Here is a 15,165-nt window from a genome sequence, read left to right as displayed (position 1 = left end):
CAGACCCTGCACCCGTCCAGGAATTGAACATTCTTTGTCCTGGATATACATACGAACCACTGTCTTGTAGCGTGTGAACTCCTGGGCGGGGAATAGGAATTCACACTGCCCGGGTTCATGCCGGCTCACGGAGAGACAGGACGAATGGGCATACGAGTACTGCTCATCGAGGACGACGAGACGATCGCCGAACCGCTCACCGAGGGGCTCGGTCACTTCGGGCTGACGGTCGACCACGTCGCCACGGGCACGGACGGTCTGAGAGGTCCGTACCACGACGCCGTCCTGCTCGACCTGGGACTGCCGGACATGGACGGCATCGACGTCTGCCGCGGCATCCGGCAGGTCTCGGACGTGCCCATCCTCATCCTCAGCGCGCGCGGCGAGGAGGCCGACCGGGTGCTGGGCCTGGAGCTGGGCGCCGACGACTACCTGGCGAAACCTTTCAGCGTTCGAGAGCTGGTGGCCCGGGTCCGGGCGGTGACCCGCCGTACGCAACGCACCCGGCAGACGTTCCCCGAGCCCGCGGCTCCAGCCGGTCAGGCGTACGAACCGCCCACCCCGGCCCCGGCCCCCGAACCGGCCCCGGCCCTCTCCTACGAACCCCCTGCCGCACCGCCGTACGACCCCGCCCCCGGCCCGGCGCACGATCCGGGCCCCCTCGTCGTGGACCGCCGCACCCGGCAGGTCTGGGTCGGTGAGTCGCCCGTGCCGCTCACTCCCAAGGAGTTCGACCTGCTGGCGCTCCTCAGCGAGGACCCGGGCGCGGTCTACTCCCGTCAGCAGATCCTGGACCGCGTGTGGGACGAGCACTACGACGGCCCGACCAAGACACTGGACGTCCACGTCGCCGCGCTGCGCCGCAAGCTGGGGCACCCGGCGTGGATCCGGACGCTGCGGGGCGTGGGTTTCCGGCTGTCGGTGCACACGGGCCCGAACGCGACGCAGGTGGCCTCTCCATGACCCGCCGGCTGCTGGTCAGTTACCTCAGCCTCGCCGCGCTGGTGCTGCTCTGCCTGGAGATCCCGCTGGGTTTCGTCTACTCCCGCGGGGAGCGGGAGCGGGTGGTCAACGCGGCGAAGGACGAGGCCGAGTCGGTCTCGGCGTACGCGGCGCTGTCCCTCGCGGCGGGGCGGGCCGAGCGCGACCTGCCCGAACGGGTGGTGCACTGCGCGCGGCGTATCGGCGGGAAGGTGGTGATCGTCGACGCTTCCGGCACGCTGCTCGCCACCTCGCACCGGCTCGACGTCGGTCTGTCCGGCACCCTGGCCGCCCGGCCGGGGATCGCGGCGGCGCTGCGGGGCACCTCCACGGTGGACGTGCGCACCTCGAGGATCGGTGGCGTCGAGTACCTGTCGGTGGCCGCGCCGGTCGGGCCGGAGGCACGGCCGGCGGGTGCCGTGTGGCTGACGGTGCCCACTCGGACGGTGCACGAGCGGGTCCACCACGTGTGGCTGCTGCTGGCCCTGGGCGGACTCGCCGTGCTGGCGGCGGTGGCCGTGCTGGGCTTCGCCTTCGCCCGCTGGGCGGGCCGCCCGATCCGCGAGCTGGAGGTCGCCACACACGAGCTGGCCGAGGGAGGCGGCCGGTTCACCCCGGTGACGATCACGAAGGGTCCGCCGGAAGTACGCAGTCTGGCCGCCGCGTTCAACCACACCGCGGCACGGTTCGCCCATCTGCTGTCCTCCCAGCGGGCGTTCGCGGGCGAGGCCTCGCACCAGCTGAAGACGCCGCTCGCGGCGCTGCGGCTGCGCCTGGAGAACCTGGAGCCGGACGTGACCGCGCGTGCCCGGGGCAGCCTCACCGCCGCCGTCACCGAGACGGACCGGCTGGCCAGGATGGTCGGGCACCTGCTGGCGATGGCCCGGCTGGAGGAGCACGCGGCCATCCCCGCAGCCGTCGACCTGGGGGCGGTCTGCGCGGAACGGCACCGCACCTGGCAGCCGCTGTTCGCGCGGGAGGACGTCTCCCTGGTGCTGTTCGCGGGGAGCGTGGGCCCGGTGCTCGCGGTGCCGGGGGCCGTCGAGCAGATCATGGACAACCTGCTCTCCAACGCCCTGCGGGCGTCCCCGGCGGGCAGCACCGTCACGATCGAACTGCGGATGCAGACACCGCCCCGCCGCACCCTGCGCGACGGCCGCCCCGGCTGGGTCGACCTGCACGTCACCGACGAGGGTCCCGGCATGACGGAGGAGCAGCGGGTCCGCGCCTTCGACCGGTTCTGGCGCGCTCCCGGTGCCCCCAAGGGCGGTACGGGACTCGGCCTCGCCCTGGTGCAGCGCCTCGCCCATGCCAGCGGCGGCGAGGCGACCCTGCGCGCGGCGGCGACCGGTGGCCTGGACGTGGTGATCCGGCTGCCGTCGGCGCGGGCGCAGGGCGAGGGCGGCGGGCCGGGCGGGGACCGTCCGAGGCGGCCGAGACGAGAGGCCCCGGCGCTGCCCGCGTAGGGGGTGGCCGCAAAGTCCCGCCCACCCCGCGACGCCCGGCACGCTCCCCCAAGCTCTCGGCTTCGCTCGAGCAGGGGGCACCCTCGTGACACCGCGCGACCCGCCCTCCGGGCGGACGACGCGGCTGCGCGGACACCCCCCAGGGGGACACTGGCGGCACACAGCACGCCGCCCCACGGCCACGAGTTGTCCACGCTCCGTCAACCCTGCCCCCATAGCGTCCCTTCCGCCTCCCCCCACGCACAACCCTGCCGTCGACCGGCGGCGGGGCGGTACGGCACCTCTTGGAGTGAGCGTGGAACGTCGTAACCTCCTGCGTGCGGCCGTCCTCGGCGGTACCTCCGCCGCGCTCGGCGGAACCCTGTGGCGCGGCGCCGCGTACGCGGCCCCGGCCCAGCCCGGCGCCGGCCCCTACGGCCCGCTGGGCTCCCCGGACGCCAACGGCATCCGGCTCCCCAGCGGCTTCACCAGCCGGGTCATCGCCCGGTCGGGCCAGCGCGTCGGCAGCACGTCCTACACCTGGCACAACGCCCCGGACGGCGGCGCCTGTTACGCCGACGGGACGGGCTGGATCTACGTCTCCAACTCCGAGATCAACCCCTCGGGCGGCGCGAGCGCGGTGAGGTTCTCCTCGACGGGCGCGATCACCGGCGCGTACCGCATCCTCTCGAACACCCGGCAGAACTGCGCGGGCGGCAAGACGCCGTGGAACACCTGGCTGTCCTGCGAGGAGGTGTCCCTCGGCTACGTCTACGAGACCGACCCGTGGGGCACGAACGCGGCGGTGCAGCGCGCGGCGATGGGCCGCTTCAAGCACGAGGCGGCGGCCGCCGACCCGGTGCGCAAGGTGATCTACCTGACCGAGGACGAGTCGGACGGCCGCTTCTACCGCTTCGTGCCGACGACCTGGGGCAACCTGTCCTCCGGCAAACTCCAGGTGATGGTCGCGGGCAGCGCCACGAGCGGCTCGTTCACCTGGACCGACGTCCCCGACCCGGACGGCTCCCCCACCGCCACCCGCTCCCAGGTCTCCGGCTCGAAGTCCTTCAACGGCGGCGAGGGCTGCCACTACGCGAACGACACCGTCTGGTTCACCACCAAGGGCGACAACCGCGTCTGGCAGCTCAACCTGCTGAACAACACGTACGAACTGGCCTACGACGACTCCCTCGTCAACGGCACGGCCCCTCTCACCGGCGTCGACAACATCACCGGCGCCTCCTCCGGTGACCTCTTCGTCGCCGAGGACGGCGGCAACATGGAGATCTGCGTCATCACCCCGGACGACGTCGTCGCCTCCTTCCTGCGCGTCGACGGCCAGTCGAGCTCGGAGATCACGGGCCCGGCCTTCTCCCCCGACGGCACCCGCCTCTACTTCTCCAGCCAGCGCGGCACCACCGGAAGCTCCTCGGGCGGCATCACCTACGAGGTGACGGGACCGTTCCGCTCGTAGCCCCGCCTTCACGTGACCATTACAAAATGGTCACCCATCCCTCATACCGGGCCACCCGGTCCTACGGTCATCCCCTCACGAACGACGCCTGGGGGGATGACCATGACCAACCCGTACACCGGCCCGCACAACACCCCGTACCCCGCACCGCCGATGCCGCAGCCCGGCAGACCGGCACCCCGCTGGGCCCGGAAGCGCTACATACTGCCCGCGCTCGCGCTGGCCCTGTTCCTGGGTGCCGGAATAGGCGCCGGCGGCGGGGAGTCCACCCCCGACGCCGAGCCGGCGGCCGCCAAGCCGCAGCCGACCGTCACGGTCACCGCGACGACCACCGCCACCGCCACGGCGACCGCCACCCCGCTCGCCGAGAAGCCGGAGCCCGCCCCCACCGTCACCGTCACGAAGACCGTCAAGGTCACCACCACGGTCACGGCACAGCCGGCCGGGGGCGGCGGCTTTGACGACGGCGGCTCGGGCGGCTCGGGCGGCTCCCAGGACGTCTACTACGGCAACTGCGCCGAGGTCCGGGCCGCCGGTGCCGCCCCCATCCACCGGGGCGAACCCGGGTACGCCTCCCACCTGGACCGGGACGACGACGGGGTCGCCTGCGACACATGACCCGGTGCGCCGGTGACCATCGGCGCGCGCGGCCGTTCCACCGGTTGGGCAGCTCGTCCGGGCTGCCCGGCCGACGGAAGGAACACCACCGTGGACACGACCGTGCCCGCCCCCGACACCGAACGCGTGCTGCCGCGCGCCGAGTGGGTCAAGACGCTGCCGCAGACCGTCGTCGCGTCCTGCGTCCTGCTGCTCGACGCCGAGGACCGGATGCTGCTGCTGCGCTACGCCGGGGGCCAGCCCGGCGCGGGACTGTGGGGGCTGCCGGGCGGCATGCTCGACCACGGTGAGGATCCCGTCGCCGCCGCGCGCCGGGAGGTGTGCGAGGAGACCGGGATCGTGCTCGACGGCCCGCCCCGGCTCATCGGGTACGACCACCGGGCCGACGTGAAGGAGACCGGCCCGGTGATCGACTTCTACTTCTACGGCGGCCGTCTGCCGAGTGAGCTGACCGTCCTGCGCAGCGCGGAGCACGACGACGACGGCCTGTTCGCCCTCGCCGACCTGGAATCCGCGCGGTTGTCGACCCCGCTGCCGGCCCTCACCGCCCTGCACGGGGCGGCGCTGGCCGGGACCGTCGTCTGCCTGCGCGAAGGACTGCCCAGGTGACCGCCGTGCCACCGAAGGGGCGGCACCTCCGCACAAGGTGCCGCCCCTTCTTCTCCGTGCACCGGAGCCGCCGCGATCGGTGAGGGTCGGGGACCGCCGACGGCTCCGGGTTCCTGCGTGGCCCCGCACGGGCCACGGGTCTAGCGGTGGTCGCTGCCCTGGGACTGGACCGCCGCCCGGCCCGCTTCGAGACGGGCCACCGGGATGCGGAACGGGGAGCAGGAGACGTAGTCGAGTCCGACCTCGTGGAAGAAGTGGACCGACTCCGGGTCGCCGCCGTGCTCGCCGCAGACGCCGAGCTTGAGGTCGGGCCGGGTCTCGCGGCCGGCCTTGGCGGCCAGCTTCACCAGGGAGCCGACGCCGTCCTTGTCGATCGTCTCGAACGGGGAGACACCGAAGATGCCCTTCTCCAGGTACGCCGTGAAGAAGCTCGCCTCCACGTCGTCCCGGGAGAAGCCCCACACCGTCTGGGTGAGGTCGTTGGTGCCGAACGAGAAGAACTGGGCGGCCTCGGCGATCTGACCGGCGGTCAGCGCGGCGCGGGGCAGCTCGATCATCGTGCCGATGGACAGCTTCAGCTGGGTGCCCGAGGCCGCCTCGACCTCGGCGATGACCTTGTCGGCCTCCTCGCGCACGATCTCCAGCTCCTGGACCGTGCCGACGAGCGGGATCATGATCTCGGCGCGCGGGTCGCCCTTGGCGGCCTTGCGCTCGGCCGCGGCCTCGGCGATCGCCCGGACCTGCATGGTGAACAGGCCGGGGATGACCAGGCCGAGGCGTACACCGCGCAGACCGAGCATCGGGTTCTGCTCGTGCAGCCGGTGCACGGCCTGGAGCAGTCGCAGCTCGTTCTCGTGCGGCTCCTGCCGGGACTCGGCGAGGGCGACACGGACCGAGAGTTCCGTGATGTCGGGGAGGAACTCGTGCAGCGGCGGGTCGAGGAGGCGGATGGTGACCGGCAGGCCGTCCATCGACTCGAAGAGCTGGACGAAGTCCTGCTTCTGCAGCGGCAGCAGCTGCTTGAGGGACTCCTCGCGCTCGGCGTCCGTGTCGGCCAGGATCAGCCGCTCCACCAGCTCGCGCCGGTCGCCGAGGAACATGTGCTCGGTGCGGCACAGGCCGATGCCCTGGGCGCCGAAGCGGCGGGCGCGCAGCGCGTCCTCGGCGTTGTCGGCGTTGGCGCGCACCCGCAGGCGGCGCTTGCGGTCGGCGAAGGCCATCATGCGGTGGACGGCCTCGACCAGCTCGTCGGCGTCGTCGGCGCCCGGGTGCATCCGGCCCTCGAAGTACTCCACGACCGGCGACGGCACGACCGGGACCTCACCGAGGTAGACCTTGCCGGAGGAGCCGTCGATGGAGACGACGTCGCCCTCCTCGACGACGTGTCCGCCCGGCACGGTCATCCGGCGGCGCTTGGTGTCGACCTCCAGCTCCTCGGCGCCGCAGACACAGGTCTTGCCCATGCCGCGGGCGACGACGGCCGCGTGGGAGGTCTTGCCGCCGCGGGAGGTCAGGATGCCCTCGGCGGCGATCATGCCGTCCAGGTCGTCGGGGTTGGTCTCGCGGCGGATCAGGATGACCTTCTCGCCGGAGCGGGACCACTTGACGGCCGTGTAGGAGTCGAAGACGGCCTTGCCGACGGCCGCGCCCGGGGAGGCGGCGATGCCGCGCCCGACCTGCTCGACCTTCGCGCTCTCGTCGAAGCGCGGGAACATCAGCTGGGCGAGCTGGGCGCCGTTGACGCGGGTGAGCGCCTCGGCCTCGTCGATCAGGCCCTGGTCGACCAGCTGGGTGGCGATGCGGAAGGCCGCGCCCGCGGTGCGCTTGCCGACGCGGGTCTGGAGCATCCAGAGCACACCGCGCTCGATGGTGAACTCGATGTCGCAGAGATCCTTGTAGTGGTTCTCCAGCGTCTCCATGATCTGCATCAGCTGGTCGTACGACTTCTTGTCGATCCGCTCCAGCTCGGCGAGCGGCACGGTGTTGCGGATGCCCGCGACGACGTCCTCGCCCTGCGCGTTCTGCAGGTAGTCGCCGTAGACGCCCTGGTGGCCGGAGGCGGGGTCGCGGGTGAAGGCGACGCCGGTGCCGGAGTCGGGGCCGAGGTTGCCGAAGACCATGGAGCAGACGTTGACGGCCGTGCCCAGGTCGTGCGGGATGCGCTCCTGGCGGCGGTAGAGCTTGGCCCGGTCGCCGTTCCAGGAGTCGAAGACGGCCTTGATGGCGAGGTCCATCTGCTCGCGCGGGTCCTGCGGGAAGTCCCGCCCGGCCTCGGTCTTGACGATCTTCTTGAACTTGGTGACGAGCTTCTTGAGGTCGGCGGCCTCCAGCTCGGTGTCGACGGTGACCTTCTTGGCCGCCTTCGCCGCCTCCAGCGCGTCCTCGAACAGCTCGCCGTCGACGCCGAGGACGGTCTTGCCGAACATCTGGATGAGGCGGCGGTAGGAGTCCCACGCGAACCGGTCGTCACCGGCCTGCTTGGCCAGGCCCTGCACCGACTTGTCGGAGAGGCCGATGTTGAGGACGGTGTCCATCATGCCGGGCATGGAGAACTTGGCGCCCGAGCGCACCGACACCAGCAGCGGGTCGTCGGCCTGGCCGAGCTTCTTGCCCATGCGGGCCTCGAGGGCGTCGAGGTGCGCGCTCACCTCGTCACGCAGTGCCGCCGGCTCCTCGCCGCTGTCGAGGTAGACCTTGCAGGCCTCGGTGGTGATCGTGAAGCCGGGCGGAACCGGGAGGCCCAGGTTCGTCATCTCGGCGAGGTTCGCGCCCTTGCCACCGAGGAGGTCCTTGAGGTCCTTGTTGCCCTCGGTGAAGTCGTAGACGAACTTCACGCCCTCAACGCTCGCGGCCTTCTCGGCTACCGGGAGATCTTTGTTTTCCGACACGGGTCTCGACTCCTCGAGGACGCGGTGGCTGCCCTGACGGGCAGGAACATACCCAGATCAAAGGCGTCTGGGTACGTCCACTTGTGCGTCATGCGCCTGTAACCATTGGTCCGCCAGTGGATCGAAAGTCAAGGCTGAGCAAGTGATCGCAGCCGCATGTTTTCACTTCTTGAACGCAAGAACCTCCCTGAGCCCTCCGGTTGCTCAGATGAGCGGGGTTCCTGCACGCTTGATTTCGCTCGATGAACGATCAAAGCGTGGCACTCAGTGCCACCCTTTGAGGAAGTGCAGCCGCTCAAGATCCGCTCATCTGAGCGCAGCCCTTATCAAGGGTGGCGAGAATCACGCTGCCACAGCCGACCGGATTTCACCATGCGGACGTGCCCCGGGGCCGGAACGCGCCCGTCACACGCCGAGTGCGCGCAGCCGCTCCTCGGCCCGCTCCGGGGCGTACAGGTGCTCCACGACCATCGCACCGGCCCCCACCAGCCCGGCTCGTTCACCGAGCCGGGCCGTCACGACGTCCAGGTGGGCGGTGGAGCGGGGCAGGGCCCGCTGGTAGAGCAGTTCGCGCACGCCGGTGAGGAAGGGAGTTCCGGCCAGATCCCCGGCGATCATCAGCACGCCCGGATTGAGGAGGGTCACCACGGTCGCCAGCACGTCCCCGACCCGCCGCCCGGCCTCCCGGGCGAGGCCGACCGCCTCGGGGTGTCCGGACGCCAGCAGGTCCCGCACGTCCGAGCCGGACGCCGCCGGCACCCCGGCCTCCATGAGCCGCCGGGCCACCGCGCCACCGCTCGCGACGGCGGCCAGACAGCCGTAGGAACCGCACCGGCACAGCGCCTGGGCGCCCTCCGGCACCCGGATGTGCCCGATGTCCCCGGCGCCGCCGTCGATGCCCCGGAACACCGACCCGCCGACCACGACGCCGGCGCCGATGCCGGTGGAGACCTTCACCAGCACGAAGGCGGAGCAGTCGGGGTAGCCGGTGCGCTGTTCGCCGTACGCCATGAGGTTGGCGTCGTTGTCCACCAGTACCGGCACGGCGTCGGCGCCCGTGTGCGCGGCGAGCGCCCGGGCCAGTCTGCCCCTGATGTCGTAGCCGTCCCAGCCGGGCATGATCGGGGGCTGGACGACACGCCCGGTCTCGGTGTCGACCGGGCCGGGCACCGCGAGCCCGATCCCGCACACCGTCTCCGCGCCACGCCCGGCCTTCTCCAGCAGCTCGGCGAACCAGCGGCCGACCTCACCGAGCACGGCGTCCGGGCCGTCCTCGACGAGCAGGACGCCGGAGTGCTCGGCGAGGATCTGGCCGCTCAGCGACAGCACGGCGGCACGCGCGTGCCGGGTGTCGAGGTCGGCGGCCAGCACCACCGCGTGCTCGTCGTCGAACTCCAGGGTGATGGAGGGACGTCCGCCCAGCGGGGAGTCCACCGGCCCCCCGGCGCCCTCGCGCAGCCAGCCCGCTCTGAAGAGCCGGTCGAGCCGTTGCCCGACAGTGGCCCGGGACAGTCCGGTCGCCTGCTGAAGGGCACCCCGGGTCACGGCGCGGCGACTGCGCACCAGTTCGAGCAGTTCGCCGGCGCTTGCCTGAGCACGTCCCGTCATGCGCACCCCCTTGTGTTTCCCAACCCTGCATTACATATTGGGTTTTGCGTGTTAAATAGACGTAACCCTACGGCAGGCCTCGCCGAACTGGTCGGCCGTACGTCTTTGGGAGAGGCCCGAGTGGATCGCATCGTCCAGCTCACAGCGCGTCCCGGCGGGCGCGAGGTCGCATACGATCCGGCCGTCGCGCCGCCATCCCTGCAGGTCAGGGCAGCGAAGGTGCTGGAGGGCAACTGGACGGGCAAATCCACCGTGCCCTCGCGCAGCCTGTATCCGCACCAGTGGTCGTGGGACTCGGCGTTCATCGCAATCGGTCTGCGCCACCTGTCGCCGTTACGGGCGCAGACGGAGCTGGAGACGCTGCTGGCCGCCCAGTGGGCGGACGGCCGGATCCCGCACATCGTCTTCAACCCCTCCGTCCCGCTCGACGCGTACTTCCCGAGCCCCGACTTCTGGCGCTCCTCGACCGCGGGACGCGCCGCGGGTGCCCCGCGCACCGTACAGACCTCCGGGATCGTGCAGCCACCGGTGCACGCGCTGGCCGCGTGGCTGGTCCACCTCGCCGACCCGGGGCTGTCCCGGGCGCGCGGCTTCCTCGCCCGGGCGTACCCGCGACTCGCCGCCTGGCACCGCTACTTGCTGCACCGGCGCGACCTCGGCGGCGGCGGGCTGGTCTCCGTCGTGCACCCCTGGGAGCAGGGGATGGACAACAGCCCCTGCTGGGACCGCCCGCTGTCCCGGGTCGCTCCGGCCCCGGCCCGCTCCTTCCGCCGCGCCGACCTCGACCACGGCTCCCCCGGGGACCGGCCGACGGACCTGGACTACGGGCGGTACGTGCGGCTGGCGGCGGACTACCGCGACCGGGGATACGCCGACGGCGGAATCGAGGGGGTGGGCGACTTCGCGGTGGAGGACCCGGCGTTCAACGCCCTGCTCATCACGTCCGAGTACGCCCTGGCCCGGATCGCGCACGAGCTGGGCGCGTCGGAGTCTGGTCCGCGGGCCCGCGCCGAGCGGCTGACCGCCACCCTCGTGGAGCGGCTGTGGGACCCGGCCGCGGGGATGTTCCTGTGCCGGGACGTGCGCGCCGGGGAGCTCATCCCCGAGCGCGGTGTCACCGGCCTCGTCCCCCTGCTGCTGCCCGCCCTCCCCCGCGACCTCGCCACCACCCTGGTCCGCACGGTCTGCGGCCCGCACTTCGGCCTCGGCGGCACGACCCGCCTGGTGCCCAGCTACGACCTGCTCGGCGAGGCCTTCGACCCGCACCGCTACTGGCGCGGCCCGGCCTGGTTCAACACCGGCTGGCTGCTGGAGCGCGGGCTGCGGCTGCACGGCGAGCGCGGCCGGGCCGACGCCCTGCGCAAGGGCATCCTGCACGCCGCCGGCGCCTCCGGCTTCGCGGAGTACGTCGACCCGTACACGGCACAGCCCTGCGGCGCCACCGGCTTCGGCTGGACCGCCGCGCTCGCACTCGACCTGCTGCACGACCGGCCCACGGGGGACGGGAACCGCGTCACGACCATCAAGGGAGGGGACCTGGGATGACGGACCGGCATCATCTGCTCGTGCACGGCGGCACGTTCGCCGCCGTCGGCGACCGCGGCGACATCAGCGGCTACCGGGGCGGCAGCGCCCCGGACGGCATGTTCGTACGGGACGCGCGGCATCTGAGCCGCTGGCAGCTCACCGTCGACGGGGCCGTGCCGGACACGCTGACGCCGGTCACGGACGGCGACACGGCGTCGTGCGTCCTCGTCCCGCGCGGCGGCCGCGACGAACCGCCCGCCTGCACGCTCTTCCGCGAACAGGCCGTCGGTGACTCGTCGTTCGTCGAGGCCCTGCGCGTCACCAGCAACCGTCCCGTTCCGACGACGGTGCGGCTCGCGGTCACCGCCGACGCCGACTTCACCGACCAGTTCGAACTGCGCGCCGACCACCGCACCTACACCAAGCCCGGGGCGGTCCGCTCCCGCCGGGTCCTCGGGCACGGTGTGGAGTTCACCTACCGGCGGGGCGAGTGGTGTTCCGTCACGTCCGTGACGGCCGAACCGCGGCCGGACGCCGTGGAGGAGACCGGCACCGGCGCCCGCCGCCTGGTGTGGACCCTGGACCTCGCCGCGCACGGCACCGCCGAGCTGATCCTGCGGGTCGTCGCCCGCCCGCACGGCGACAAGCGCGCCCTGCGTGTGCCCCGCTCCCCCGCCGCCCTCCGGGAGCGACTCCGCGCGCGGGAAGCCGATTTCATGGAGGGGGTGGCCCTCCCCAGCGGCCGGCCGGAGCTGGCGGCGGCCTGCGCCCGGGGCCTCGCCGACCTCGCCGCGCTCCAGGTCCCGGCGACCGGCCCGGACGGCGAGGAACTGCGCGTCCCCGCGGCCGGCGCGCCCTGGTTCCAGACCCTGCTGGGCCGGGACGCCCTGCTGACCTCGCTGTTCGCGCTGCCCTACCGGCCACGGCTGGCCGCCGCCACACTGCCCGCGCTCGCCGCGACCCAGGCCACGGAGGCCGCGGTCAGCGAGGTCGCCCAGCCGGGCAAGATCGTGCACGAGGTGCGGCACGGCGAACTGGCGCACTTCGGCCAGGTCCCCTACGGCCGCTACTACGGCTCGGTCGACGCCACACCCCTGTTCCTCGTCCTCCTCGGCGCCTACGTGGAGCAGACCGGCGACACCGCCCTGGCCCGCCGCCTCGAACCCCACGCCCGCGCCGCCGTCGGCTGGATGCTCGACCACGGCGGCCTGACCTCACGCGGCTACCTCGTCTACCGCGCCGACCAGGGCGGCCTCGCCAACCAGAACTGGAAGGACTCCCCCGGCGCGATCTGCTCCGCCGAAGGCACCCGCCCGCACGGCCCGGTGACCGCGGCGGGCGCCCAGGGCTACGCGTACGACGCGCTGCGCCGCACGGCGTGGCTCGCACGCACGGTGTGGCAGGACGGCACGTACGCGGACCTGCTGGAACAAGCGGCCGGTGACCTGCGCGACCGTTTCCAGCGGGACTTCTGGATGCCGGAGCACTCCTTCCCGGCACTCGCCCTCGACGGCCGCGGCGACCAGGTCGACGCGCTCGCCTCCGACGCCGGTCATCTGCTGTGGTCGGGCCTGCTGGACAAGGAGTACGGCGAGCAGGTCGGCCGGCGTCTGCTGGAGCCGGACTTCTTCTCCGGCTGGGGCGTGCGCACCCTGGCCGCCGGCCAGCCGGCCTACCACCCGCTCTCCTACCACCGCGGCTCGGTCTGGCCGCACGACAACGCGCTCATCGCGCTGGGTCTGGCTCGCTACGGGCTGCACGACGAGGCGCGGGCGATCGCGGGCGGCCTGGTCGACGCGGCGGCCGCCACCGGCCACCGGCTGCCGGAGGTCATCGCGGGCTACGGCCGCGACACCCACCCGGAGCCGGTGCCCTATCCGCACGCGTGCGTGCGCGAATCCCGGTCGGCCTCGGCCCCGTTGGCGCTGCTGACGGCGGTCGGCGGCGTCTGAGACCCGGTTGGCCCGCGGTTTGCCGGGTGTTTGCCGAGCGCTGGCCCGGCGGGCTGAACACACCTGGTGAACGCCCCGTACGGAACTGAGGCGGACCCGAACCCCCACGCGGGTCCGCCGCTCCACCGGGTTTCGTACGGGAAGGACCTCCGGGTGCCTGTCTTCACACGCCGCTTCAGCGAGTCACCGGGGCCTGGTGACCCGCCCTCAGAGGCCGTATCACAGACGCCGCGTGCGGAGACGGGGTCCGAGGCGGCATCGGAGCCGGAGTCCGCGTCCGCCTCGACGACTCCCGCCACGGGAGGCGTACCCGTCACGCCCGAGTCCGCCACGCCCGAACCCGGCGCGGCCGCGCGCCGCGCCACGCCCGGGTCCCGGCTCGCCCGCCTCAGCGGCATCACCCACCTGCGCACCCGCCACCCAGAAGCCACCCGTGTCCTCTCCTGGATCACCACCGCTCTCGCCGCCGCTCTGGTCCTCGGCGCCCTGCTGCTGCCCAACACCCTCCCCGCCGTCGAGCCGAGGAGCTTCACGAGGATCCCCGCGGAGGCGATCATCGGAGCGGTCCTCGTACTGGGGCTCCCGCACCGCCCCCGGCAGGCCGTGGCGGTGCTGTTCGGGCTCGGTCTCGCCGCGCTGACCGCCGTGAACCTGCTCGACATGGGGTTCAACGAGTACCTGGGCCGTGGCTTCAACGCCGCCCTCGACTGGGATCTGCTGCCCGACGCGCACGCCTACGTCGAGGACACCCTGGGCGGCGGCGTCGCGATCGCCGCCGCGGTCGGCGCGGTCGTCCTCGTCCTGCTCCTGGCGGTCGTCATGGTCCTGGCGACGCTCCGGCTCAGCGGCCTCCTGGTCCGCCACCGGCCCAGGGCGGCCCGGGGCGCGCTGATCGCCGGCACCGCCTGGATCACCTGCTCGGCTCTGGGCCTGACGCTCTTCGGCGGGCCGATCGCCTCCGAGCGCGGCGCGGGGGCTCTCCGGGTGCACGCGCAGCGGACGGTGGAGTCGCTGCGGGACGAGGCGGCGTTCGTGAAGCAGTCGAAGGCGGACAGCTTCGGCAACACCCCGCCCGACCAGCTGCTGCCGGACCTGCGCGGCAAGGACGTCATCTTCACCTTCATCGAGAGCTACGGCCGCAGCGCCGTCGAGGACCCGGTCATGGCGCCGGGCGTCGACCGGACCCTCGACACGAGCACCAAGGCCCTGGAGAAAGCCGGCTTCGCCGCCCGCAGCGGCTGGCTGACCTCGGCCACCTACGGCGGCAGCAGCTGGCTCGGGCACTCCACGACCATGTCCGGACTGTGGATCGACAACCAGCGCCGCTACCGCACGGTCACCGCCGGGGATCACCTCACCCTCACCAAGGCGTTCCAGAAGACCGGCGCGTGGGACACGGTCGGCGTCATGCCGGGCGTGCAGAAGGGCTGGCCGGAGGAGAAGTGGTACGGCCTCGACAAGGTCTACGACGCCTTCGACCTGGGCTACCGGGGCCCGAAGTTCAGCTGGTCCACCATGCCCGACCAGTACGCGCTGGAGGCGTTCCAGCGCCGGGTGCACGGCAGGAAGCATGACAAGCCGCTGATGTCGTTCGTCATCCTGACCTCCAGTCACCAGCCCTGGGCGCCGATCCCGAAGATGGTCGGCTGGGACGAGCTCGGCGACGGCTCGGTCTTCGACGCCGTCCAGAAGGCCGGCAACAAGGCGTCGGACATCATCACCGACACCACCAGGTCCCGGCAGGAGTACGGCAAGTCCATCCAGTACTCGGTCACCAGCCTCACCCAGTGGCTTCAGCGTTACGGCACCGACGACACCGTCCTGGTCTTCCTCGGCGACCACCAGCCCATCGCCCGGGTGAGCGGCGAGCGCGCCAGCCGGGACGTGCCCGTGTCGATCGTCGCGAAGGACCCGAAGGTCCTTGAGAAGATCAGCGACTGGGACTGGGCGGAGGGCCTCAAGCCGGACCGCGGCACACCCGTGTGGCGGATGGACTCCTTCCGCGACCGCTTCCTCAAGGCGTTCGGTTCCACACCGCACCCTTCCTGAGACGCCGTTTCCTC

Annotated in this window: 10 protein-coding genes; 8 read left to right on the top strand and 2 right to left on the bottom strand. The window is 72.3% G+C overall.

Annotated features, from left to right (window positions below; translation table 11 throughout):
* Positions 1 to 144: 144 nt before the first annotated feature.
* The 5 genes from IE212_RS08495 to IE212_RS08475 all read left to right on the top strand — a co-directional run bounded on the left by IE212_RS08495 (position 145) and on the right by IE212_RS08475 (position 5,127).
* Positions 145 to 963: a response regulator transcription factor gene (locus IE212_RS08495; protein WP_190197109.1), complete on the top strand. Its 819-nt coding sequence runs from the start codon at positions 145 to 147 to the stop codon at positions 961 to 963.
* Complete coding sequence (locus tag IE212_RS08490) at positions 960 to 2,447, top strand: sensor histidine kinase (RefSeq protein ID WP_190197108.1); 1,488 nt, start codon at positions 960 to 962, stop codon at positions 2,445 to 2,447. The genes IE212_RS08495 and IE212_RS08490 overlap by 4 nt, the downstream gene beginning before the upstream one ends.
* 295 nt (positions 2,448 to 2,742) lie before the next feature.
* On the top strand, positions 2,743 to 3,900 hold the full coding sequence (locus IE212_RS08485; protein ID WP_190197107.1) for an alkaline phosphatase PhoX: 1,158 nt from the start codon (positions 2,743 to 2,745) through the stop codon (positions 3,898 to 3,900).
* Positions 3,901 to 4,002: 102 nt separating this feature from the next.
* On the top strand, positions 4,003 to 4,518 hold the full coding sequence (locus IE212_RS08480) for an excalibur calcium-binding domain-containing protein (protein WP_190197106.1): 516 nt from the start codon (positions 4,003 to 4,005) through the stop codon (positions 4,516 to 4,518).
* A 90-nt stretch (positions 4,519 to 4,608) separates the two neighbouring features.
* On the top strand, positions 4,609 to 5,127 hold the full coding sequence (locus IE212_RS08475; protein ID WP_190197105.1) for an NUDIX hydrolase: 519 nt from the start codon (positions 4,609 to 4,611) through the stop codon (positions 5,125 to 5,127).
* 140 nt (positions 5,128 to 5,267) lie between these two features.
* Here the strand turns inward: IE212_RS08475 and ppdK are convergent, their stop codons facing one another.
* Both ppdK and IE212_RS08465 read right to left on the bottom strand, forming a co-directional pair.
* Complete coding sequence (ppdK, locus tag IE212_RS08470; protein ID WP_373301361.1) at positions 5,268 to 8,015, bottom strand: pyruvate, phosphate dikinase; 2,748 nt, start codon at positions 8,013 to 8,015, stop codon at positions 5,268 to 5,270.
* Positions 8,016 to 8,420: 405 nt separating this feature from the next.
* Positions 8,421 to 9,623, bottom strand: a complete 1,203-nt coding sequence (locus IE212_RS08465) for an ROK family protein (RefSeq protein WP_190197104.1) — start codon at positions 9,621 to 9,623, stop codon at positions 8,421 to 8,423.
* A 120-nt stretch (positions 9,624 to 9,743) separates the two neighbouring features.
* On the opposite strand from IE212_RS08465, the gene IE212_RS08460 reads away from it, so the two are divergent.
* The 3 genes from IE212_RS08460 (at position 9,744) to IE212_RS08450 (ending at position 15,151) form a co-directional block, all read left to right on the top strand.
* A complete protein-coding gene (locus IE212_RS08460) occupies positions 9,744 to 11,168 on the top strand; it encodes an MGH1-like glycoside hydrolase domain-containing protein (RefSeq protein WP_190197103.1) in 1,425 nt (474 codons plus the stop codon).
* Positions 11,165 to 13,102: an amylo-alpha-1,6-glucosidase gene (locus tag IE212_RS08455; RefSeq protein WP_190197102.1), complete on the top strand. Its 1,938-nt coding sequence runs from the start codon at positions 11,165 to 11,167 to the stop codon at positions 13,100 to 13,102. The genes IE212_RS08460 and IE212_RS08455 overlap by 4 nt, the downstream gene beginning before the upstream one ends.
* Positions 13,103 to 13,255: 153 nt before the next feature.
* A complete protein-coding gene (locus tag IE212_RS08450) occupies positions 13,256 to 15,151 on the top strand; it encodes a CDP-alcohol phosphatidyltransferase (RefSeq protein ID WP_373301360.1) in 1,896 nt (631 codons plus the stop codon).
* Positions 15,152 to 15,165 lie beyond the last annotated feature (14 nt).

The organism is Streptomyces djakartensis (genome assembly GCF_014651075.1).
Taxonomy (GTDB): domain Bacteria; phylum Actinomycetota; class Actinomycetes; order Streptomycetales; family Streptomycetaceae; genus Streptomyces; species Streptomyces djakartensis.
The sequence above is the reverse complement of the archived record's forward strand: the minus strand, read 5'-3'. Positions and strand labels throughout refer to the sequence as shown.